The sequence below is a fragment of the Streptomyces sp. NPDC053431 genome (genome assembly GCF_044544925.1).
In the GTDB taxonomy this organism is placed as follows: domain Bacteria; phylum Actinomycetota; class Actinomycetes; order Streptomycetales; family Streptomycetaceae; genus Streptomyces.
In genome coordinates, this window is sequence record NZ_JBITXX010000018.1 from 77266 (window position 1) to 99864 (window position 22599).

At 73.5% G+C, this 22599-nt stretch carries 11 protein-coding genes; 8 read left to right on the forward strand and 3 right to left on the reverse strand.

All coding sequences use genetic code 11. The features are described from left to right. Together ACIGXE_RS31260 and ACIGXE_RS31265 are read right to left on the reverse strand one after the other, a co-directional pair. Complete coding sequence (locus ACIGXE_RS31260; RefSeq protein ID WP_356888025.1) at window positions 1-435, reverse strand: roadblock/LC7 domain-containing protein; 435 nt, start codon at window positions 433-435, stop codon at window positions 1-3. A gap of 6 nt (window positions 436-441) precedes the next feature. Next, complete coding sequence (locus ACIGXE_RS31265) at window positions 442-2496, reverse strand: ATP-binding protein (protein ID WP_399752619.1); 2055 nt, start codon at window positions 2494-2496, stop codon at window positions 442-444. A gap of 1036 nt (window positions 2497-3532) precedes the next feature. Here ACIGXE_RS31265 and ACIGXE_RS31270 point away from each other — a divergent pair. The 8 genes from ACIGXE_RS31270 (at window position 3533) to ACIGXE_RS31305 (ending at window position 21067) form a co-directional block, all read left to right on the forward strand. After that, complete coding sequence (locus tag ACIGXE_RS31270; RefSeq protein ID WP_399752620.1) at window positions 3533-7939, forward strand: amino acid adenylation domain-containing protein; 4407 nt, start codon at window positions 3533-3535, stop codon at window positions 7937-7939. Next, the gene (locus ACIGXE_RS31275) at window positions 7939-8244 is read left to right on the forward strand and encodes an acyl carrier protein (protein WP_399752623.1); all 306 of its coding nucleotides are present in this window, start codon (window positions 7939-7941) and stop codon (window positions 8242-8244) included. The genes ACIGXE_RS31270 and ACIGXE_RS31275 overlap by 1 nt, the downstream gene beginning before the upstream one ends. 7 nt (window positions 8245-8251) lie before the next feature. After that, on the forward strand, window positions 8252-9022 hold the full coding sequence (locus ACIGXE_RS31280; RefSeq protein ID WP_399752624.1) for a thioesterase II family protein: 771 nt from the start codon (window positions 8252-8254) through the stop codon (window positions 9020-9022). Continuing rightward, the gene (locus tag ACIGXE_RS31285; RefSeq protein ID WP_399752626.1) at window positions 9016-9645 is read left to right on the forward strand and encodes a LysE family translocator; all 630 of its coding nucleotides are present in this window, start codon (window positions 9016-9018) and stop codon (window positions 9643-9645) included. The genes ACIGXE_RS31280 and ACIGXE_RS31285 overlap by 7 nt, the downstream gene beginning before the upstream one ends. A 421-nt stretch (window positions 9646-10066) precedes the next feature. Next, on the forward strand, window positions 10067-13069 hold the full coding sequence (locus ACIGXE_RS31290; protein WP_399752629.1) for a hypothetical protein: 3003 nt from the start codon (window positions 10067-10069) through the stop codon (window positions 13067-13069). Between the two features lie 290 nt (window positions 13070-13359). Continuing rightward, on the forward strand, window positions 13360-19845 hold the full coding sequence (locus ACIGXE_RS31295) for an amino acid adenylation domain-containing protein (protein ID WP_399752630.1): 6486 nt from the start codon (window positions 13360-13362) through the stop codon (window positions 19843-19845). A gap of 128 nt (window positions 19846-19973) precedes the next feature. Beyond that, window positions 19974-20183, forward strand: a complete 210-nt coding sequence (locus tag ACIGXE_RS31300; RefSeq protein ID WP_399752633.1) for an MbtH family protein — start codon at window positions 19974-19976, stop codon at window positions 20181-20183. Beyond that, a complete protein-coding gene (locus tag ACIGXE_RS31305; RefSeq protein ID WP_399752636.1) occupies window positions 20180-21067 on the forward strand; it encodes a methionyl-tRNA formyltransferase in 888 nt (295 codons plus the stop codon). The genes ACIGXE_RS31300 and ACIGXE_RS31305 overlap by 4 nt, the downstream gene beginning before the upstream one ends. A 293-nt stretch (window positions 21068-21360) precedes the next feature. Here ACIGXE_RS31305 and ACIGXE_RS31310 read toward each other — a convergent pair whose 3' ends face one another. Next, window positions 21361-22560, reverse strand: a complete 1200-nt coding sequence (locus tag ACIGXE_RS31310) for an MBL fold metallo-hydrolase (protein ID WP_399752638.1) — start codon at window positions 22558-22560, stop codon at window positions 21361-21363. Between the last annotated feature and the right edge of the window lie 39 nt (window positions 22561-22599).

A 22599-nucleotide genomic window follows, 5' to 3' on the forward strand; every position in this document is an offset into this window, starting at 1 on the left:
TCACTGTCCCGCACTGCCCGCCGCGCCGGCGGCCTGTCTGGCGGGGGTGACCAGGTACGGCCGCACGCTCTTGACGAGCATGGCCATCTCGTAGCCGAGGACGGCGGCGTCGGCCTCGCGGCCGGCGAGGACCGCGAGACAGGTGCCGGAGCCGGCGGTGGAGACGAACAGCAGGGTGGAGTCCAGTTCGACCACGACCTGCCGGACCTCGCCGCCGTCGCCGAAGCGCGCGCCGGCGCTGCGGCCCAGCGAGTACAGGCCGGAGGCCAGCGCGGCCATGTGGTCGGCCGCGTCGGTGTCGAGGCCGTGGACGGATTTGACCAGGCCGTCGGAGGAGAGCAGTACGGCGTTACGGGTGTAGGGGACCCGCTGGACCAGGCCGCTCAGCAGCCAGTCGAGATCCGAGGAATGGCCGTTCGGCGCATTGCTCGCCATGGTGATCTACTCCTTGTGCGCGTCACCGGGACGCAGCGATTCGCGGGGGGCGGGCTGGGATTCTGCGAGACCGATGCCGCGCTGGAAGGCGGCCATCAGACCCGGGTCGTGCAGGGCGTGCTCCTCGGGCTTGCGGGCCACGGGCTCGTCGCGCAGCTGCGGGACGAGGTGTTCCTGGGCGCGACGCTTGGGGAGGACGGGCCTGCCCGGCACTCCGGGGCGCGGGGCCGGGGGGACCTCGGCGGCCGGAGCGGGGTGAGCGGAGCCGGGCCGGGCGGCCTCGGCAGGGGCGGGCAGGTGCGGGAGACCGGTCAGCCCGGACGCGCCGGGCACGCCCGAGGCACCGGAGACTCCGGACGCACCGGACGCACCGGAGAGCCCGGACGCGCCGGACGCGCCGGACACCCCGTGCACACCGGCTGCGCCGGACGGGCCGGGCACGCCGGAGTCGGCGTGGCCACCCGGCATGCCGGGCAGGCCGCCGCCGGGGACGCCGGGGACGCCGGGAGCGGTGGCGTGGTGGGGCGCGGGCCGCTGCCCGGCGGAGGCGACCGGGACGGCCGCGGCGGGCGCGACGGGGCCCGACGGGGCGGGCAGGTGCGCGTGGGTGTACGGCTGCGTCTGCGGGGCCTGCGCCGTCACGGGGGTGGGCGCGGGCGCGGCGGGGGCCGGCATCGCGGGGGCGGGGGCCGGCGGGGCGGAGGTGACCTGGGGCGCCGGCTGTGCGGCGGTCCTGCCGGGGACCGCGGCCTGGGCCGGTGCGTGCCCCTGGGCGGTGGCCTGTGCCTGGCCCTCGCGGCGGGCGATGCCCTCGGGGTCGGCGCCGAGGAGTCCCTGGGGCAGGACGAGCACGGCCTGCACGCCGCCGTAGATGTTCGACTGGAGACGTACGGCGATGCCGTGGCGCCGGGCGAGCGCCGAGACGACGAAGAGGCCGATGCGGCCGTCCTGGAGCAGATGCGCGACGTTGACCTGGTCGGGGTCGGCGAGCAGGGCGTTCATCTTGTTCTGCTCGGCGACGGGCATGCCGAGACCGCGGTCCTCGACCTCGATCGCCAGACCGGCCGTGACGTACTGGGCGCGCAGCAGCACGGTGGTGTGCGGCGCGGAGAACAGGGTCGCGTTCTCGACCAGCTCGGCGAGCAGGTGGATGACGTCGGCCACGGCGTGGCCCCGGAGCGTGCCGTCGATCGGCGGGACCAGCTTCACGCGCGGGTACTGCTCGACCTCGGCGATGGAGGAGCGCAGCACCTCGGTCATGGTGACCGGGTTCGACCACTGGCGCCGGGAGATGGCGCCGCCGAGGACGGCGAGGTTCTCGGCGTGGCGGCGGATGCGGGTGGCGAGGTGGTCGACGTGGAACAGGCCCTTGAGCAGCTCGGGGTCCTCGACCTCGTTCTCCAGTTCGTCGAGGAGCTGGATCTCGCGGTGGACGAGGGACTGGAGCCGGCGGGCGAGGTTGACGAAGACCTCGACCTTCTGTTCGTTTCCGACGCTGCTGGAGAGCTGGGAGGCCTGCACCACGGCGGTGACGGCGGCCTCGTGAGAGCGTGTCAGCTCCTGCGCGAGCAGGTCGAACTCGTCGCCGGAGGGGGAGCCGGCGGGGGTCTCCGGACGCGGCGCGGGGGTCTCGCCCCTGCGCAACTGTTCGACCACGGCGCCCAGTTCGCTCTGTGCGCGGGCGCTGCTGCGGCGCAGCCCGTTGGCGCGGTCGAGGACGGCCTTGGCGGCCCGGTCCGCGCCGAGGGCGGCGGCGGCCACCGAGGCGACGGTGAGTGCGGCGGCGCCGGTGAGCGCGGCCCACAGGCCGGGCGTCACCTCGGCCCCGGTGGAGCGGATCGTGAACAGCACGGCGGCGGCGCCGCCGAGCGCGACGGCGACGGCGGGAAGGACGGAGGTACGCAGGAGTTGGGGGCGTATGCGGGCCTCGGTCGGAAGCGGCGCGGGGGACTGAGTGGAGCCGGCGCCGGTCGTGCCGGCGGCGCTGCGGGCGCCTGACCGGCCGTGCCGCCCGCCCTCGCGGCGTTCGGACCGCGCGGCGGGTGCGCGAAGTTGAGACATGAGTGTCCTTGGTACGTGCCCAGGGGTCGGCGTACTACGGGGGTGCACTACGGGGGAGGTGCGATACGGGGGTTGTCGAACGTGGGTGTGATGAGCCTACCGATGATCACCGAGCACCCACTGTAGTCGTCAACCGTTCACCTCCGGTGCGCAGTTGGCAAACTTACCCGTAGACCGCCCCGCTCTGGTATCGCGCTTCGCACGACAGGCCGAGAACAGTTGGCCGAAAGTCGTCACACGGGGAGAAGGGGAGGACGGAGCGGAGCCGTACGGAGGGGCGTGCAGGCCGTCGCCCTCCACGCGCGACGCCCCGGACCGGAATCCCGGCGCGGGGGCGCGCCGGCAGCGGCGGACAGGGGCTCGGGCCGGGCCGGCCGAGCCCTCCGCTCCGCCCTCGAACCCGGGCCGGATCGGGCGCGGATTCGCGTTCGCGTGCGTTTCGGGTGCGCTACGGGCCCGGGCCGACGCCGGCGTCCGGCCCGTCGGGCCCGGCGTCCGGCCCGTCGGGCCCGACCGACGCCCGCGGCCGGCGCCCGGCCGCGCGGTGACGCCCGCCGGCCCGCTCACTCCCGAACACCTCCCCCAGCGCTTCCACTCGCCGCTTTCCGATGCGGAATGCCTGTCAGGTCGGCCGAGCAGCCGATCTCATTTCTCCTCGACTGCCGTGCCGCCCTTCCCATCAGCCGATTTCCCCCTCAGCGGCATTCCCGGATCCGGGCACAGGAGGGGGCGAATCGGACCGCCACGACGAAACGTGACGGTCATCACAGTGGACCCTTCCATTCGCGCTGGTTCTAATTGGCGAGCCCATTCGGACGACCTGTCCGAAAGGGCATTACGGGGGCTTGCGAGGAGGTCTCAAACGGGGGGGAGAGCGCACTGCCCTGCGCGGCACCGCCGGCACGCCTTCAAGGGGTTGACCACCTGGCGCCGGATTCCTTTCCTTACTCCTTCAACTCTCCCGCCTTCAACGAATGGTCCGGGTCGCGGCCTGCCGCCGCGATCCGGAGGACACCAACCATGAAGAGGGACATCGATGACGGACAGCAGTCGTACGACCCGGACACCCCGGAACGGCGACCGGTTCGAAAAGTTTCCGCTCACGGAAATCCAGTACGCCTACTGGGTCGGCCGCGGATCCAATTTCGTGCTCGGCAACGTGGCGCCGCACGCCTACTTCGAACTCGAAGGACGGCGGCTGGATCCCGAAGTGCTCTCCCGCAGCTGGCGCACCCTGATCGAGCGGCACGACATGCTGCGCGCGATCGTGGACGAGGACGGACAACAGCGCGTCCTCGCCTCCGTACCGAAATTCGAGGTCCGATGTACCGACCTCCGGTCGGCGACACCGGACGAGGCGGAACGCGTGCTGACGGACATACGCGAGGAGATGTCCCACCACGTCTACACGGCGGCCGACTGGCCCCTGTTCGACATCCGCCTCTCCCGCCTGCCGGAACACGACCGGCTGCACGTCAGCCTCGACCTCCTCATGGTCGACCTGGCCAGCCTGACCCTGCTGTTCAGCGAGTGGAGCGCCCTCTGCCAGGACGCAGAGCTCCGACTGCCCCCGGTCGACGTGACCTTCCGCGACTACGCGCTGGCCCTGGAGCAGGGCTCCCAGGCGCCCCGGCACCGCAAGGCCCTCGAGTACTGGACCTCGCGCGCCACCACGCTCGCCCCGCCGCCCGACCTCCCCCTCGCCAAGTCGCCCGTCGCGGTCCACAAGCCCCGCTTCACCCACCGCGAGTACCACCTGCCCGAGGCGGACTGGAAGCGGCTGCAGGAGCGCTGCGAGGACCGTGGCCTCACGCCGACCGCCGTCCTCGCCGCGGTCTTCTCCGAGGTGCTCGCCGTCTGGAGCGGCACCCGCCGCTTCACCCTGAACCTGACCCTCTTCAACCGGCTGCCGCTGCTCCTCGACCGCGACGAGGCCGGGAAGCGCGTGGTCCACCCGCACCTGCGCCGCATGGTCGGCGACTTCACCTCCATCTGCCTGCTCGAAATGGACGCCTCGACCGGCCACACGGTCGGCGAGCGCGCCGAGGCCACCCAGACGCAGCTGCAGAAGGACCTGCGCCACCGACAGGTCAGCGCCCTGCAGACGCTGCGCGAACGGCGTCGGCTCGGACTGCAGAGCGGCTTCGAGACGATGCCCGTGGTCTTCACCAGCGGACTGGGCACCGCCGCCGACGTCAGCGACGCCATGGGCTACTTCGGCGACATCTCCTACCGCGTCAGCCAGACCCCGCAGGTCTGGCTCGACCACCAGGTCGTCGACTTCACCGGCTCCCTCGACCTGACCTGGGACTGCGTGGAGGAGCTGTTCCCCGACGGCCTCCTGGACGACATGTTCGCCACCTACTGCGCGACCGTCGCCAGGCTCGCCCACGAGGACGCCCCCTGGGACGAGGAGCTGACCGTCACCCTCCCCGCGCACCAGCTGACCGGGCGCGCGCGGGCCAACGCGACCGAGGGCCCGCTCCCCGACGGGCTGCTCCACGAGCCGTTCCTCGACCGGGCCGCCGCCCACCCCGAGCGGCCCGCCGTGCTGACCTCCGACGAGGAGGTGACCTACGGCGAACTCGCCGCCCGCGCCGAGGCCGTGCGGCAGCAGGTGGCGGGCGTCGCCGACGGCGGCGAGCTCCGCGACCGGCTCGTCGGCATCACCCTCGACAAGGGGCCGGACCAGGTGGCCGCCGCGTACGGCGTGATGATGGCCGGCGCCGCGTACCTCCCGGTCGGCGCCGCCCTCCCCGCGCAGCGCCGCGCCCGGATCCTGGCCGACGGCGAGGCCCCCGCCGTCGTCACCGACCGCGCCCTGGACGCCCGTCTGGAGTGGCCCGACGGCGTGTCCCGCCTCCTCGTCGAGGGCCCCGCCGGGAGCGCGCCCGCCGGCCGTCTGCCCGCCGGACCCGCCCGGCCCGGCGACCTGGCGTACGTGATCTACACCTCCGGCTCCACCGGCACGCCCAAGGGCGTCATGATCGAGCACGGTGCCGTCCTCAACACCGTCGCCGACATCAACGAGCGCTTCCACGTCGGCCCCGACGACCGTGTCCTCGGCCTCGCCGACCTGGGCTTCGACCTGTCCGTGTACGACCTCTTCGGCACGCTCGCGGTGGGCGCCGCGCTCGTGCTGCCGGACCCCGACATGCGCTCGGAACCGGCCCACTGGGCCAAGGTCATGGCGCAGCACGGCGTCACCGTGTGGAACTCCGTGCCGGCGCAGATGCAGATGCTCGTCGAGCACCTCGAAGCGGGCGGCGAGGTCCCCGAACGGCTGCGGCTCGTCCTCCTCAGCGGCGACTGGATCCCGGTCGACCTGCCCCGCCGCATCCACGACCTGTGGCCGGACGCCGAGATCATCAGCCTGGGCGGCGCGACCGAGGCCTCCATCTGGTCGATCTACCACCCCGTCGACGAGGTCCCGCAGGGCGCGAAGAGCGTGCCGTACGGCGTACCGCTGCGCAATCAGACCTTCCACGTGCTCGACGAGCGCATGGAGCCCTGCCCCGTGTGGACCGCCGGCCGGCTGTACATCGGGGGCGTCGGGCTCGCCCGTGGCTACCGGGCCGACGAGGAGCGCACCGCGGCCGCCTTCGTCGTCCATCCGCGCACCGGCGAACGCCTCTACGACACCGGCGACTTCGGCCGCTACCGCGCCGACGGGACCATCGAGTTCCTGGGCCGCCGGGACGGACAGGTCAAGATCAACGGTCACCGGGTCGAGCTCGGCGAGATCGAGACCGTCCTCTCCCAGCACCCGGGGGTGGACGCCTCCGTCGTCGTGAAGTCCGCCGACGGCGCCGGCGCCGCCCGGCTCCACGGTTACGTGGTGCCCTCGCCCCGCGACGAGACGCTGTTCGTGACCGAGCACGCCGACGCCGGCACCAGCCGGGACCTCTGGCAGGCCCTCGGCTCGACGGCCGGCGACCCCGGCGGGGGCCCCTCCCCCGAGCGGCTGCGCGCCGCCTGGGACGTGCTCGACGAGGTGTACACGAGCGCCACCGCCGCCGCCTTCCGCTCCTTCGGCCTCCCGCACGAGCCGGGTGCCGCCTTCGACCCGGCCGCGCTGCGCGGTGTGGGCGTCGCGCCCCGCTACGAGCGCTGGCTGAGCCGCGCCGTCGCCCGCCTGGAGACGACCGGACTCCTGACCGCGGGGCCCGAGGGGACGACCGTCGCCCGCACCCTGCCGGCCGCCCTGCCCGACGAGCTGAAGGCTCGCGCCCGCCGTGTGCTCAAGGACGTCCTGGGCATCGACGAGGACGTCACCGACTGGATGCTCACCCTGGCCGACGGTCTCGCCGACGTCCTCACCCAGAGCGTCCACTCGGCGGAGCTGTACGCCTCCGACCGCACGCCCGGCGTCTACGACCGGCTCTTCGGTCCCACGTACGAGGCCGCCGCCGAGGCCGTCCGCGCGTTCACCGCCCAGTGGCCGGCCGACCGCACCCTCAAGGCCATGGAGGTGGGCTCCGGCTACGGCTCGTTCACCCAGCACCTGCTGCCCCTGCTGCCCGAAGGCCGCGCCGAGTACCTCTTCACCGACATCTCGCGCTACTTCACCGACCGGGCCAGGACCGTGTTCGCGGACCACCCGGCCCTCCGCTTCGACCTGTTCGACCTGGACCTGCCGCCCGCCGTCCAGGGCTTCGGCGATCACGCCGCGGACCTCGTCGTCGCCGCCAGCGTGCTGCACGACATGCGGCGGATCCGCCCCACCCTGCGCAACCTCCGCTCGATGACCGCGCCGGGCGGAATCCTGCTCATGGTCGAGCAGACCACCTTCCACCCGTGGTTCGACCTCGTCATGGGGCTCCAGCAGGGGTTCGACAACTTCGAGGACACCGAACTGCGCAGCCGCCACTGCCTGCTCGACCGCGAGCAGTGGGCGGCCGAGCTCGCGGCCGCCGGCTTCGTCCGCAGCCAGGTCCTCACCACCGCCGGCGGCCCCGCCTCCGTCGGCTTCGACGTGATCGTCGCCCAGGCGCCCGACGCCCGACGCCGCTTCGCCCCCGACGCCCTGCGGGAGTTCGCCGCCGCGCGCCTCCCCAAGCACATGGTGCCCGCGCAGATCCTCGCCCTGGAGGAGCTGCCGCTGAACGCCACCGGCAAGGTGGACCGGGCGGCCCTCGCCAAGGCCGGGGCACGCGGGGCCTCCCGCGGCAGGCCGGCCAAGCCGCCGCGCACCGACCGGCAGCGCAAGCTCGCCGAGATCTGGCGGGAGGTCCTGGGGCTGAGCCAGGTCGACCTGGACGACGACTTCCTCGACGCGGGCGGCGACTCGCTGCTCGCCGCGCGGCTCGTCGCCCACCTGCAGACCGCGTTCGACGTCTCCGTGCCGGTCGGCACGGTCCTCCAGTACACGACGGTGGAGGCGCTCGACGGCTACCTCGAGCAGCTCCTCGGCCCGTCCGAGCTCATCCCCGGGGAGAAGTGATGAACCAGACCCAGCAGACCGGCGCCGGCCCCACGGCAGTGCGCACCGGGCGCCGTCCCTCCACCGCCGAGGTCGAGGCGTGGATCGTCGGCTTCCTCGCCGAGATCCTCGACGTACCGCCGGTGGACATCGACCCCGCCACCCCCCTCGACGCGCTCGGCGTCGATTCGGCCACGACGCTCGTCCTGTGCGCGGGCCTCGGGGAGGAGTTCGGCCTCCCCGTACGCCCGCGGGACGTGTTCGACCACTTCACGGCCGACGCCCTCGCCCGGCACCTGACGGCGCCGCTGCCGGCGGGAGCGTGAGCGTCGCGTGAGCACTCCCACGTCGCCCCGCTGGATCCTCGGCGGGGCGCCGCGGCCGGCCGCCCCCAAGCTCTACTGCTTCGCCCACGGGGGCGGCTCCGCCGCCGAGTACCTGCGCTGGGCCCGCGACCTCAGGGCCGGCGAGCCGCACGCCGTACAACTGCCCGGACGGGGCTCACGCATCGGTGAGCCGGTGATCACGTCGATGGACGCGCTCGTCGACGCGCTGCTCGACGGGGTCCGGCCGGCCGGGGAACCCTTCGTGTTCTTCGGCCACAGCTTCGGCTCGCTCGTCGCCTTCGAGTTCACCCGCGCGCTGCGGGCGGCCGGGCGCCCCCAGCCCGCCCACCTCGTCGTCTCCGGCTACCCCGCCCCGCACCTGCGGCGCGACCCGTCGGGGATGCATCTCCTGGGCGACCGGGAGCTGCTCCGGGCGGCCTCGGAACTGCACGGCGGCATCCCGCCCGAGATCCTGGCCGACGACGCCCTGGTGGCCCTCACGGCCCGGGCCCTGCGTGCCGACTACCAGGTCCTCGAGACCTACACGCACCGGCCCCAGGCGCCCCTGTCCGTTCCGGTCACGGTGCTGGGAGGAACGGAGGACCGGGTCACCGCCGAGCAGTTGGAGGCCTGGCGGGAGCTGACGGACGCCGAGGTGACCGTACGCCGCTTCCCGGGCGGTCACTTCTACCTCCGGGACCGGCCCGCCCCCGTCCTGAGGGCGCTCTCCGGTGCCCTCGCCTCGGTGGCCGCGAAGGAGAGGGACGTGCCGTGCTGACCTTCGCCGCCGCGTCCCTGGTCCTCATCATGATCCCCGGCCCCGACCAGGCGCTGATCACCCGCAGCGCCCTGGCGGGCGGCCGCCGGGCGGGCCTGCTGACCATGGTGGGCGGCGTCCTCGGGCTGGTCGTCCACGTCGGGGCGGCGGTCCTGGGCATCTCGGCGGTGCTGCTCGCCTCGGCGACCGCCTTCACCGTCCTGAAGGTGGTGGGCGCGGTGTACCTGGTGTGGATGGGCGTCGCGACCCTGCGCGGCGCCCGCCGCACCCTGCGGGAGAAGGCGGAGGACGCCGAGGAGGCCGGTGGTCCCGAGGGAGCGGTGACCGGCGGCGCCTACATGCGGTACGGCTTCCTCTCCAACGCCCTCAACCCGAAGGTCGCGCTGTTCTTCGTGACCTTCCTCCCGCAGTTCCTGCCCCCCGAGGGCCGGGTCTTCCCCAGGGCCATGGCCCTGTCGCTGGTGTTCGCGGCGCTGTACCTGCTGTGGTTCAGCCTGTACGTGTTCACCGTCGACCGCCTCGGCAGGGTGCTGCGCCGCCCGCGCGTCCGGGCCCGCATCGAGCAGGTCACCGGCCTCCTGCTGATCGGCTTCGCGGTCCGGCTGGCCCTGCAGTCACCCTGACCGGACCCACGGCCGGAAGGCCGAAGCGAGACGAGACGGGCCCGGCGCCGCTCCGGCGGCACCGGGCCCGTCCGCGGCAACGCACCGGGCAGCCGGTCGCAGTCCGTCGGGTTCATGGGATAAACCGCACCTTCACCTCTTCGGGCGGAACTTCCGTTCGGCGTCCGAAAGGGCCGTCGCGCCAACTGGCACGATGCGGCAGCAATGGAGTCCTTTGCTCTGCATTCGTACCGATTGCGGTGCATCGAGCGGGGATGCGCGTGACGTGGGAGGCAGGATGCCGAATTCCGCCCGACGGTCCACCCGATCGTCTGTCCGACAACGCCTGGCCGCGGTCGCCGCGGCGCTCGGCCTGCTGCTACCGGGCCTTTGGCTGGCGCCCGGGTTGCCGGGGTCCGCGCATGCCGCCGATCCTCCACCGGTGTCCTTCGACGTCACCGTCAGCCTCGACTGGTTCGAGCGCTTCGAGGTCCCCGACTTCGGCATCGACGAGGAGGGCGAGTTCTTTCCGGAGGTGAGGATCGCGGACCACGGACTGCTGCACGGCCGGATCGTCTCCGACGACGCCTTCCACGCCAGCACCATTCCGAATCCGTGGGTCTTCACCGAGCGGGTCACCCTGTCCGAGGGCCAGACCACGTTCCCCGTCGGGATCCAGATCAAGGACGACGACGGTGGCACCAACTTCGCGGGTGACCGGATGGACATCAGCCCGCAGAACCAGGACATCGACCTCAACCTCACCTACAACGCGCTCAACGACACCTGGACCGGCGACTCGCTCGCGTACGGGTTCATCCCTCCGGACCCGCCGTGCTACGACCGCCAGGGGAACCCGCAGGGCCAGGTCTGCTTCGTCGGAGACGGCGACCCCAACTTCCCCAACGCCGGCGACGGCAAGCGGGCCGCGGTGGGCGTGACCATCACCACCAGCCGTCACAGCGACGCCGACGAGGACGGCATCGCCGACCGGTACGAGCGCTTCGGCGTGCGCAACCCGGACAACTCCATGGCCGTCGACCTGCCGGCCTTCGGGGCGAATCCGCTGCACAAGGACGTGTTCCTGGAAATGGACTACTCGGTGGGCAAGGCGCCGACGCACGAGCAGGTCGAGGCCGTCCGGCACGCCTTCGAGCTCGCTCCCCTGCCCAATCCCGAGGGCGGGGACGGCATCACCCTGCACGTCGACTCAGGCGGTTTGTGGGACAGGACGGCCATGGAGGGGCCGCCCAGGGGCACCTGCACCGACGGCGTGGACAACGACGGGAAGGACGGTACGGACGGCGCCGACGCCTTCGACTGTTACTTCCGCGACATCGGCGTCGAGGACTTCAAGGCCAACTGCGCAAACGGCACCGACGACGACGGGGACGGCAAGAAGGACGCCGAGGACCCGGATTGCATCGTCGGCGAGAACCTGGGCGGCGGCAACCAGATCGCTTTCCCGCTGGGCAACTGCAACCTCGACCAGGCATACGCCGACTCGAAGGCCCGTAATCATCAGCTCCTGCGCACGAAGGTGTTCAACTACGTCCTCTACACGACCAAGGATCTCGACACGGACGGCCCCGGTCCAGACACCGGTTGCGACGGCGGCGGCTGGGGCGGCGGAATCAACATCGTCCTCTACGACACCAGGGCCGCGGGCCTCATGCACGAACTGGGCCACAACCTCGGGCTCGACCACGGCGGCAATGAGAAGCACAACTGCAAGCCCAACTACGTGAGCGTGATGAACTACAACCTCACCAACGGCATCCCACGCCGGGGAGGAGGGGTGATCGTCGACTTCTCGCCGGCCCGCATCACGATGGACGGCAGGCCGCCCGCTCCGGACCTGCCGGGCCGTTCCAAGGCCCCACTGGACCCGCTCAAGGAGGACGACCTCCACGAGAGCCGGGTGCTCGACCCGCGCGACACCGTCAACCAGTTCGTCTTCGCGGACGGCGCGGGAAAGAGGCGCACCACCCCGCTGAACGAGAACCCCGACTGGAACGGCGACAACCCGAAGGGCTTCGGCGACGACGGTGACGCCCGCCAGATCGTCAACATCGACGACGGCACGAACATCGGTGTCCCCGACTGCAACAACAACACGACGAGCGGACCCGAGCTCACCGGCCACGACGACTGGAGCCTGGTCAAGGCCTACATGCCGTCCCGCTTCCCGAGGCCCGGCAGCGCGCCGCCCGTGAGCGAGGGCCCGCCCCTCCCGAGCGGCGAGGAGGCCGCTCAAATCCAGGCCCTGAACAACACCACCGACCTCGCACTGGCCCTGACCGACGCACCTGACCCGGTCGCCGCCGGGGAACGCCTCACCTGGACCGTCGGCGTGACCAACAACGGCCCCAACTCATCCACCTCCACCGAGGTCACCACCGAGCTGCCCGCCGACGTCACGGACCCGTCCGCGACCGGCCCCTGCCTGGTCTCCGGCCGCACGGTCACCTGCAACCTGAGCGAGGTGCCGCAGGGGGCGAGCAGGCAGTACACGATCAGCGCCCAGGTCCCCGCGGACCTGGTCTACCGCAACGGCGGACCCAAGACGATCAGCGTCACCTCGACCGTGGTCAACCGCGTCGGCCCGGACGCGCAGCCGGCCGACAACACGGCCACCGCGGACACCAGGGCCATCGCCAAGGCCGACGTGAGCATCACCGGGACCAGGGCCACCAGCCCGCTGGAGGTGCTCATCGGCGAGCCCGGCACGGCCTCGCTGGAGGTGACGGTCGCGAACGCCGGGCCGTCCAGCCCGATCGACACCCGGCTGACCACCGCGGCCACCGCGGACGCCGGCGTGACCGTCACCCCGGCGACCGCGACCGTTCAGCAGACGGCACTGAGCGTGGGCACACCGCAGAAGGCCACCTACACCGCGCAACTGGCCTGCACGTCACCCGGTCTCAAGCGGGTACGGCTCGACTCCACCCTGGCGTTGAAGAACGCCGAGGACGTCGATCCGAACCCGGCGAACAACACCGCTTCCACCTCGTTCCAGATCGACTGCGTGCTCCCGATCGCGATCAACGTCCGACCGGGCGGCTTCCCGAACTCCATCAACCTCAACACCGACGCCACCGTGGCCGCGCTGACCACCAGGGCCGGCGAGTACAACCTGCCGTTGCCCTTCAGCGCGACGGCCATCGACGTGGCGCAGACCTACTGGGGCCTGCGGGAGCGGCTGTTCAACACCGCCACGCCCGCCGGCGCCAAGGAGACGCACGGCATCGGTCACCCCGCCGACTCCTACGAACTGGACGAGCGCACCCGTGACCGGGACACCGACCTCGTGATGCACTTCAAGCCGAGCGAGTCGGGGCTGACCCTCGGCTCCACCAGGGCCTGCCTGAAGGGCAGGTACCGGGCCCCGGGCGGGCAGGTGTACACCTTCCTGGGCTGCGATTCGGTCAGAGTCGTCAACTGACGGCGGACGGCCCCGTCGGTCCGGCCGGCGGGGCCGTCGCACGGGATGCGCCCTTCACCGCTCGCGGGGGCGGGGCAGGGCCACCGCCCGGCCCTCCTCGGCGGCCGGGGCGCACAATAGGGGCCGTACGCCCCCTGGCCAGCACGATGCTTTCGAACTTCTCGTCTGAGCTGGGAAGTTAGGCGAGCGGGGGGGCGCGAAGATCTTGTGCACCCGATCGGATGGTCCGGTTGCGCCATCCGGGTGGCGCCCGGACGGGGCGCCACTTCGGTGCCTCTTGGATGGCGTCCATGATCTTTTCAGCAGCGACGCGGGCACCCGCCCATCCGGTCGGCGACACCGGTGTTCCTCTGCCCGTCCACCGCGCCGTCGCCACAGCCGCCGTCCGCGAACCGGACCGGCCCGCAGTCGTGGAAGAGGGCGGCAGGAGCTGGTCGTACGGTGAAATCAGCCGCTGGGCAGGCGAGTTGGCTGCACTGCTCCGTCAGGCCGGGGTCACTCCGGGGGCCGCGGTCGCAGTGCGGTTGCCGCGCTCGGCCCGGCTCGTCGTCGCCTTGCTCGCGGTCTTCGAAACCGGCGCCGCCGCCGTGGTGTTGGATCCGCGTACGCCGGCCGAACGGCTGGCGGCCGTCGAGTCCGACGCGGGATGCGTGGCGGTGCTCGTACCGGCCGGGGAGACCGCGCCCCCGGGCGGTCCGCAGCCCGTCACCGTGGCCGCTGCTCCCCGTGCGGCGTCCCTCGCGGCCGAGGCGCTGTGTCCGGCCGTACCGGACGGCGAACTCGACCGCGTGGCCTGCGTGTTCTACACCTCGGGGTCCACCGGCCGTCCCAAAGGCGTCCAGGTCACCCACCGCAACCTGGGGCGCTTCGCCGCCGACCCGCACTGGGACGGGCCGGGGCACCGGGTGACGGCGCTGGTCTCCGCGCTCGGTTTCGACGCGCTCAGCCATGACCTGTGGCTGCCGCTCACCCGGGGCGGCACGGTGGTCGTCCCGGGCGAGGACCGGGTGGACGCGCACCGGCTGGCCGCGCTGGTCGCCGCTCATGACGTCACCGGCGTCTTCCTCACCACCGCCTGGTTCAACCAGATCGCCGCGGACGACCCGGGCGCCCTGCGAGGGCTGCACACGGTCCTCACCGGTGGCGAGGCCGCCGACCCGCGGGCGTTCGCGCAGGTCCGGGCAGCCTGTCCGCAGCTGGCCCTCGGTCACGTCTACGGCCCGACGGAGTGCACCACCTTCACCACCCTGCACCCCCTGCCGCCCGGGCGGCCGGTACCGGAGGGACGGGTGCCGATCGGCACCGGGCTGCCCGGGACCGCCGTACGGCTGCTCGGCCCCGATCTGGCCGAGGTGCCGGCCGGCGAGGCCGGCGAGGTGTACGTCGCGGGGGAACAGGTCGCCCGGGGCTACCTGAACCGGCCCGGCCTGACCGCCGAACGCTTCGTCGCCGACCCGTACGGCCCGGCCGGTGCCCGCATGTACCGCACGGGCGACCTCGCCGTGCGCGGCCCCGACGGCGCCCTCGAGTACCTGGCGCGCGACGACGACCAGGTCAAGATCCGCGGCCACCGGGTCGAACCGGGCGAGGCGCGAGCCGCCCTGGCCGCCCTGCCGGGGGTCGCCCGGGCGGTCGTGGTCGCGCGGGACGGGCGGCTCGTCGGCTACGCGGTTCCCGAGCGGGACGCGACCGCCGTCACCGGGGAGGACCTCCGCGACCGGCTCAGCCGCGTGCTGCCCGAGTACCTGGTGCCGACGGCCGTGCTGCTGATCGACGACATCCCGCTGACCGTGAACGGCAAGGTGGACCGGGCGGCGCTGCCCGCGCCCGCCGCCGTGCGGGTGGGCGCCGGCACCGCCCGGACCCCCGCCGAGCGGGCGCTGTGCGCGGCCTTCGCGGAGGTGCTCGGCCTGCCCGGGGCGGGCACCGACGACGACTTCTTCGCGCTCGGCGGCGACAGCATCACCGCGATGCGCCTGGTCAGCCGGGTACGCCGGGAGAACGTGGCCATCAGCTCCCAGGACGTCTTCCGGCTGCGCACCCCCGGCGCCCTGGCCGCCGCCGCGCAGGCGGCCGCTCCGGCCGCCGACCTGCTGCACCAATCCGCCACCGGCGACCTCGGCCTGCCGCCGATCGCGCTATGGCTGCGCGAACAGGGCGAAGGCGTCGCCGAGTTCGTCCAGTCGGTGCTGGTCGAGACGCCTGCCGGTCTGGAGCGGGGAACGCTCCTGACGGCCCTGCAGGCGGTGCTCGACCGGCACGACGCCCTGCGCACCAGGCTCCCCGACCCGTCCGCCGAGACCGTGTGGCAACCCGACGTACTGCCGCCGGGCGAGGTGGCGGCGAGCACGCTCCTGGAGGTGGTGAACGTGCGGGAGCTGCCCGACGCTCCCTCCGCCCGCACGGTCCGGAAGGCGGTGGGGCGCGCGATGCGGTCGCTGGACCTGCCCGCGGGGCGGACTCTCCGCGCGGTGTGGTGGGACGCCGGCCCCGCGCGACCGGGCCGGCTGCTGCTGGCAGCGCACCACCTCGTGGTCGACGGGGTCTCCTGGCAGGTGCTCACCCAGGACCTGGCCCGGGCCGCCGAGGACCCGCGCAGTCTGGGCGCGTGGGGGGCGGCCACCCCGTACCGCCGCTGGGTGGAGACGCACAACGCCCGGGCGGACAGCGCCGAGGTGCTGGCGACGCTGCCGCACTGGCGGGCGGCGAGCGTCCCGGCGGCGACGCCGTGGCCCGCGCGCGGGCCGCTCGACCCCGGTCTGGACACCATCGCCACCTCCCGCACGCTGGATTCGGTGCTCCCGGCCGAGGTCGGCCGGGCCCTGCTCACCACGGCCCCGGCCCACTACGGCGCCACGACGCAGGAGCTCCTGCTGGCCGCGCTGACCGTGGCCGCGACCCGCCGCGGCGGCTCCCGGACGCTGGTGCTGGACACCGAGGGGCACGGCCGGGACGCGGTGGCGGGTGCCACGGACAGCGAAGTCTCCGCCACCGTCGGCTGGTTCACCTGCATGTTCCCCGTCCGCCTCGAGTGTCCCGCGCAGGCCGCCCGCCCGGCGGCGGACCCCGGTGCCGAGGAGGCGGCCCTCGCCGAGGCGGTGCGCTCCGTCCGGGAGCAGTGGCGGCGGTTGCCGCAGGACCGTGCGTCGTACGGGCTGCTGCGTCATCTGCATCCCCAGGCGGCCGGGCTGCTGTCCGCCACGCCGGGCCGGCCGGTGCTCTTCAACTACCTGGGCCGGTACGCAGTTCCGGGCCGCGACCCGTGGCCGTACGCCGCCGAGGCGCCCGTCCTCGGCATCCACCGGGCCGCCCGGCAGCCCCTGTCCCACCCGCTGGAGGTCAACGCCGTCGTCGACGAGCGCACCGGGGAGCCGTTGCTGACCGCTGTCTGGCGCTGGTCGGCTCGGTTGGTGGACAGCGGCGACGCGGCGGGCCTGGCGGCGGAATGGGCGGACGTCCTCACCGCGCTCGCCCGCACGGCGGACGCCCGCACGCGGCAGCGGACCGGTACGCCGGCCCTGCCCGCGCCGCGCGAGGAGGAGCGGTGGCCCTGCTCCCCGCTCCAGGAGGGACTGCTGTACCACGCCCACCAGGGCGACGGAGCCGCCGACCCCTACCACGTCCAGACCGTGCTCGACCTGGAAGGGCCGGTGGACGCGGCCGCGCTGCGCGTGGCGCTGGCCGCGCTCACCGACCGGCATCCGGCTCTGCGGGCCGGGTTCCGGTGGGACTGCCAGGGGCGGACCGTGCAGTCCGTGCCGGAGACGGTCGAGGTCCCGCTGAGGGAGGCCGACCTCACCTGCCTGCCGAAGCCGGACCGGGAACGTGCCGCCGCCGAGGAGACGCGCCGGGACCGGGACGAGCCGTTCGACCTGGCCGTACCGCCGCTGCTGCGGGCCGTGCTGCTGCGCCTGGGCGAGGGACGGTCCCGGCTGCTGCTGAGCTACCACCACATCCTCATGGACGGCTGGTCGATGCAGGTGGCCCTGGCCGACCTGGCCGACCTGTACGGCCAGGCCGCCTCGGGCGCCGTGCCGAGGCTCACGGCCCGGCCGTCAGCGCTAGCCTATCTGCGCCATGTCGCCGATCAGGACGTGGAGTTGGCCGGCAAGCACTGGCAGGCCCTGCTCGGGGACGCGACCGAACCGACGCTGCTGACCTCGCCCGGCGGCCAGGGTCGGACCCGTCCGCACACGGTGCTGCTCGAACTGCCGGCCGAGCGCACGGCCGCCCTGCGGGCGAAGGCCCGCGAGCGGGCACTGTCCTTGAACACCCTGGTCCTGGGCGCCTGGGCACTGGTCCTTGCCCAGCTGACCGGCCGCACCGACGTGGTGTTCGGCACGGTCGTCGCCGACCGCCCGCCCCACCTGCCCGGCGTCGAGTCCATGGTCGGCCTGATGAACAACGCCGTGCCGGTACGGGTGGACACCACGACGGCCGCCGACCGGGGCGGCCTGCTGACGGCCCTCCAGGAGCAGCGGACCGCGATGATGCCCTTCCAGCACCTGGGCCTGGCGGAGATCATCCGGGCGGCTGGGCTGCGCGAGCTCTTCGACACCGTCGTGGTGCTGGAGACGTACACCGACTCGTTCGCCACGCGCTGGGGAACGGATCTGCGGGTGACGTCCAGCCGGGTGGAGAACGGCACGCACTACCCGCTGTGCGTGCTGGTCTCGCCCGGCGAGCGGATGAGGCTCCGGGTGCAGTACCAGCCGGGGAAGCTCGGCGAAGACGGAGCCCGGGAGATCGGCGCACGGTTCGCCGAAGCCCTGGACGCGCTGGCCGGCGACCTGTCCGCGCCCGCCGCCCACCCCGTCGCGCCCGCGATCGCGGCGGGCCGGCCGCCGGCGGCCGAACGGCTGCCCGCCGCGGTGCCGGTGCTGGAGCGGTTCGCGGCGCACGTGCGCGCGGACCCCGGGCGAGCGGCCGTGGTGGACGGGGACGGCGTACTGGACTACCGGGGTCTGGACGCGGCCTCGGACCGGCTGGCAGAAGAGCTCGCCGCCCGGGGCGTGGGCGCCGAGGACGTGGTGGCTTTGTGCCTGCGGCGCGGCCGGTACGCGGTGACCGCGATGCTCGCGGTGCTCAAGGCCGGTGCCGCCTACCTGTGGTTGGACCCGCGCCATCCGGCTCCCCGGGTGGCGGCTCTGGCTGCAGAGGGGCGCCCCGCGCTCCTCGTCCGGCAGCAGGAGTTCGACGAGGCCTTGGCTCTCGTCGACGCCGCCGTGCCGCGGATGCGTCTGGAGCCCCGCCATGTGTCGCCCGATCCGCTGCCCGGCGACCGCTCGGTACGACCGGCGCGGCTGCCCGGTCACCCGGCCTATGTGGTGCACACCTCCGGGACGCAGGGCACGCCGAAGGCGGTGGTGATGCCGGGCGCCGCCATGGACCGGCTGGTGGACTGGCACGAGCGCCGCTTTCCCGCCGAACCGGGCGCGGTGACGGCCCAGTTCACCTCGATGGCCTTCGACGTCGCGACCCAGGAGGTCCTCACCGCGCTGTGCACGGGGCGGACGCTGGCCGTCCCGGACGCGGACACCCGGGCCGACGCCGCCGCGTGGACCGCCTGGCTGCGGGCCCACCGGGTGACCGAGCTGTTCGCCCCGACGCCCGTGCTGGCCGCCCTGTGCGAGTTCGCCGACGGGGAACGGGAGTCGCTGCCCGACCTGCGGCATCTGGTGCAGGCCGGTGAGGCGCTGGTGGTCGGACCGCAACTGCGCGCCCTGTGTGCCCGCGGGGACAAGCGCCTGCACAACCACTACGGCCCGGCCGAGACGCACGTGGTGACCGCCGGCGAGGTCGCCGGGCAGCCGGCCGACTGGCCGGCGCGCCCCGGCATCGGCGTCCCGGTGCCCGGATCCCGGGTGATGCTGCTGGACGCGGGGCTGCGGCCGGTCCCCGACGGGCTGGCGGGCGAGCTGTACCTGGCGGGCGACCAGGTGGCCCGAGGCTATCTGGGCCGGCCGGGGCTGACCGCCGCTCGGTTCGTCGCCGATCCCTGGGGGCCGCCCGGATCGCGGATGTACCGCACGGGCGACCTGGCCCGCAGGCTGCCGGACGGCACGCTGGAATTCACCGGCCGCAACGACGACCAGGTCAAGATCCGTGGGCACCGGATCGAGCCGGACGAGGTGCGGGCCGCGCTGGCCGCGCTCCCCGGCGTGGTGCAGGCCGCCGTGGTGGCGTGGCCGGACGGCCGCGGTGGCAAGGAGCTCACCGGCTACGCGGTGGGCACGTCCGAGACCGGCGCGCCTTTGGAGGGTGGCGCTCTGCGCGACGCGCTGACCCAGGTACTGCCGGACTTCATGCTGCCTGCCCGGGTGATCGTGCTGGACGGCATGCCGCTGACCGTCAACGGCAAGGTGGACCGCCGGGCCCTGCCCGAGCCGCAGCGGACCCCGGCCCGCATCCGGGAGCCGCGCACACCGGCCGAGCGGGTGGTGACCGAGGCGTACGCCGACGTCCTGGGCCTGGAGCGGGTCGGCATCGACGACAACTTCTTCCACCTCGGCGGGCATTCGCTGCTCGCGGCCCGCCTGCTCCAGCGCTTGCGGGAACACGTGGGCCCCGCAGTCACCTTGGACCAGGTGATGCGGCGGGCCACACCGGCCGCCCTGGCCGCCACCCTCACCGCGCTCCCCGCACCGGCACAGGCACCGGCACCGGCACCGGCACCGGCACCGGCACCGGCGAACGCGGGCATCGCGCCCGCCGCACCGGCCACGCCCACCGCGCCGCCCCGTCCCGGCGGAGCACCCGCAACCGCACGCCGTTGACGGAGGGCCGGTCCCGGCCCGCAGCGGCAGGGACCGGCCGCGCCCGTCGACTCCATCCAGCACCCCTCCCTCGACCAGTCGGAGCACCATCCGGCGGCGGATCGAGCCGCCGCCGGCCAAGGAGACCCATGAACCCCTTCGACGACCCCGACGGCACCTTTCTCGTGCTCGCCAACGACGAGGATCAGCACAGCCTCTGGCCCGCCCACATCGCCGTCCCGGACGGCTGGCGCGAGGTGCACCCCCGCGCCGACCGGACCACCTGCCTGGCCTGGATCGAGAGGTCCTGGACCGACCTGCGGCCGCGTTCCCTGCGGGCTGCCGAGGCCGCTCGATGACCGCCCCGCACACACCACCGGCGGCGACGCGGCCCGATCAGGACGCCCCCGCACTGAACATCGCCGTCGTGGCGGCGCTGCCACAGACGGCTCCTCCACTGGTCGACGCGCTGCGCACCCTGGGACACCGGGTCCCGGTCGTGATCGGCCACCGGCGCCCCGCCGACTGGCCCGGGCACGTACTGAGCGAGCACGACCTGCCGCCGGAGGTGGATCTGGCCGTACCCTCCCGGACGGAATCCGTTGCCGGGCTCCTGCACGCCTACGGGGTGGACGTGGCCGTCAGCTACGGCTACCCGAGGAGGCTGCCCGCCTCGGCCGTGGCCGCCCCACGCCTCGGAACGATCAACTGCCACCCCTCCGACCTGCCCTCCTACCGGGGCCCGAACCCGGTCGGATGGGCCGTGCGCAACGGCGAGCGTCAGATCGGCGTGACCTGGCACCGAATGGACGCGGAACTGGACACCGGCTCCGTACTGGCCCGTACGACGATCGCCCTGGACGAACAGGTCTGGTCGTTCACCGGAGTCAACTCCCTGGTACTGGGGGCCGCTTCGGAGATGCTTCCGCAGGTGCTGCGGCGACTGGTGCGCGGCGAGGCAGGCGAACCGCAGCCGCAGCGCGAGGCCACCTGGGCCGGATTCTTCTCGGAGGACTACGCCACAGTGGACTGGTCCGCTCAGGCCGCGCACATCCACACCCAGGTGCGCGCGTGGAACATCGCGGGCCACCACCCCCGCGTGCAGGGACCGGTAGCGATGATCGACGGAACACGCTGGCGGCTGCGCCGCACCACGCTGGAGCAGCCACCGGCCGGCACCGGACGCCGCATCACGTGCGGCACCGGTGACCTATGGGTCTTGGCCGCCGACCCCCTGGACTAGGGTCCGCACCACCAAGGGCGGTCGTTCCCGACGACGTCCTGTGAGAGGCGGGCATCCGACGAACGGCCGACGGGTCCGGCTCGAGCCGCCGCTGCCGCGGGGCAGCGGACGAAAAAAACGACTCAGCTCCACCCGAGCGAGCCGACCGAACACGGAGAAGGAGCCCCGCCGGCGAACCGGCGGGGCTCCTTCGGTGCGTGTTCAGCGCTCCCCGATGCGTGTTCGGACGAGCTCGTCACCCGAAGGACGAGCCGGCAGAGCCACGACCCTGCCCAGCTTGCCCACACACGCCGTCACCGATCACCCGCAAGGTCGAGATCGCGCTGGGGGGCCTCGGCAGGAGTCTCGAGCGGTCGGGACCTACGCCACGGGTGAGCGAGCGGACGGGAGATCGGGCGCCACCAGGGCTCCGAGGGCAGTTTCCCGCCCGGCTCGAACGGCTCGCCGGGGCGGGGCAGGGCCACCGCCTGGCCCTCCTCGCCGGCCGCGTCCAGGGTCCACTCCCCCGGCTCCGCCCACGGGTGCGGGGCCAGGTTGAAGGTGCCCCAGTGGATCGGCAGCAGCACGCCGTGCGGGGCGCCGCCCTGGAGGTCGAGGTGGGCGCGCAGGCCTTCGGCGGGGGTCATGTGGATGTCGGGCCAGTACTCGGAGTAGGCGCCGATCTGGATCATGGTGACGTCGAAGGGGCCGTGGGCGGCGCCGATGTCCTTGAAGCCGGAGAAGTAGCCGGTGTCGCCGCTGTGGTAGATCCGGTGCTCGGGGCCTTCGACCGCCCAGGAGGCCCACAGGGTGTGCTGCTGGTTGCGCAGTCCGCGGCCGCAGAAGTGGCGGGCGGGCGTCGCGGTGAGCCGCAGGTCGCCGACCTCGGTCGACTCGGTCCAGTCGAGCTCGCGGATCCGGGAGGCCGGCACGCCCCAGTGCTCCAGGTGGGCGCCGACGCCGAGCGGGACCGCGAAGAGGGTCTCGGTGCCGGCCAGCGCCTTGATCGTCGGCAGGTCGAGGTGGTCGTAGTGGTCGTGGGAGATCACGACGACGTCGACCGGGCCGAGGGCGGCGAGCGGCACGGGGACCGGGTGGAGCCGCTTGGGGCCCACGAACGCGAAGGGCGAGCAGCGGTCGCCCCAGACGGGGTCGAAGAGCACCCGCCGGCCGTCGATCTCGGCGAGGACGCTGGAGTGCCCCATCCAGGTGATGCGGAGCCCGGTGGCCGGGGGGCGGGCCAGGTCGGCGACGGTGGTGGGGTGGACCGGGATCGTGCCCTGGGGGGCGCGGCGCGCCCGCGCCTCCTTCTCGAAGTAGACCTTCGCGAACTCGACGGTGGAGCCGGACGGCCGGTGCCGGGCCGTCTCGGGGTTCCGGAAGACGCCGTCGGCGAAGTTCGGGGATCGGCGGATGCGCTCCATGCGCTCCCCCGTGGGGTCGGCGCCGAAGGCCGCGGGGCGCAGCGCGCGCAGCCGTGCCCGCAGCGTGTGGTCGGAGCCAGTGCCGGTCACAGGACCTCCTGAAGTCGACGGTCCCTTCATTATGAGCGG

Bases quoted from the DNA above. Each gene is read 5' to 3' on its own strand.
- ACIGXE_RS31275 (WP_399752623.1), top strand. From the start codon at position 7,939: ATGAACCAGACCCAGCAGACCGGCGCCGGCCCCACGGCAGTGCGCACC.
- ACIGXE_RS31300 (WP_399752633.1), top strand. From the start codon at position 19,974: ATGAACCCCTTCGACGACCCCGACGGCACCTTTCTCGTGCTCGCCAAC.
- ACIGXE_RS31295 (WP_399752630.1), top strand. From the start codon at position 13,360: ATGATCTTTTCAGCAGCGACGCGGGCACCCGCCCATCCGGTCGGCGAC.
- ACIGXE_RS31260 (WP_356888025.1), bottom strand. From the start codon at position 435: ATGGCGAGCAATGCGCCGAACGGCCATTCCTCGGATCTCGACTGGCTG.
- ACIGXE_RS31265 (WP_399752619.1), bottom strand. From the start codon at position 2,496: ATGTCTCAACTTCGCGCACCCGCCGCGCGGTCCGAACGCCGCGAGGGC.
- ACIGXE_RS31305 (WP_399752636.1), top strand. From the start codon at position 20,180: ATGACCGCCCCGCACACACCACCGGCGGCGACGCGGCCCGATCAGGAC.
- ACIGXE_RS31270 (WP_399752620.1), top strand. From the start codon at position 3,533: ATGACGGACAGCAGTCGTACGACCCGGACACCCCGGAACGGCGACCGG.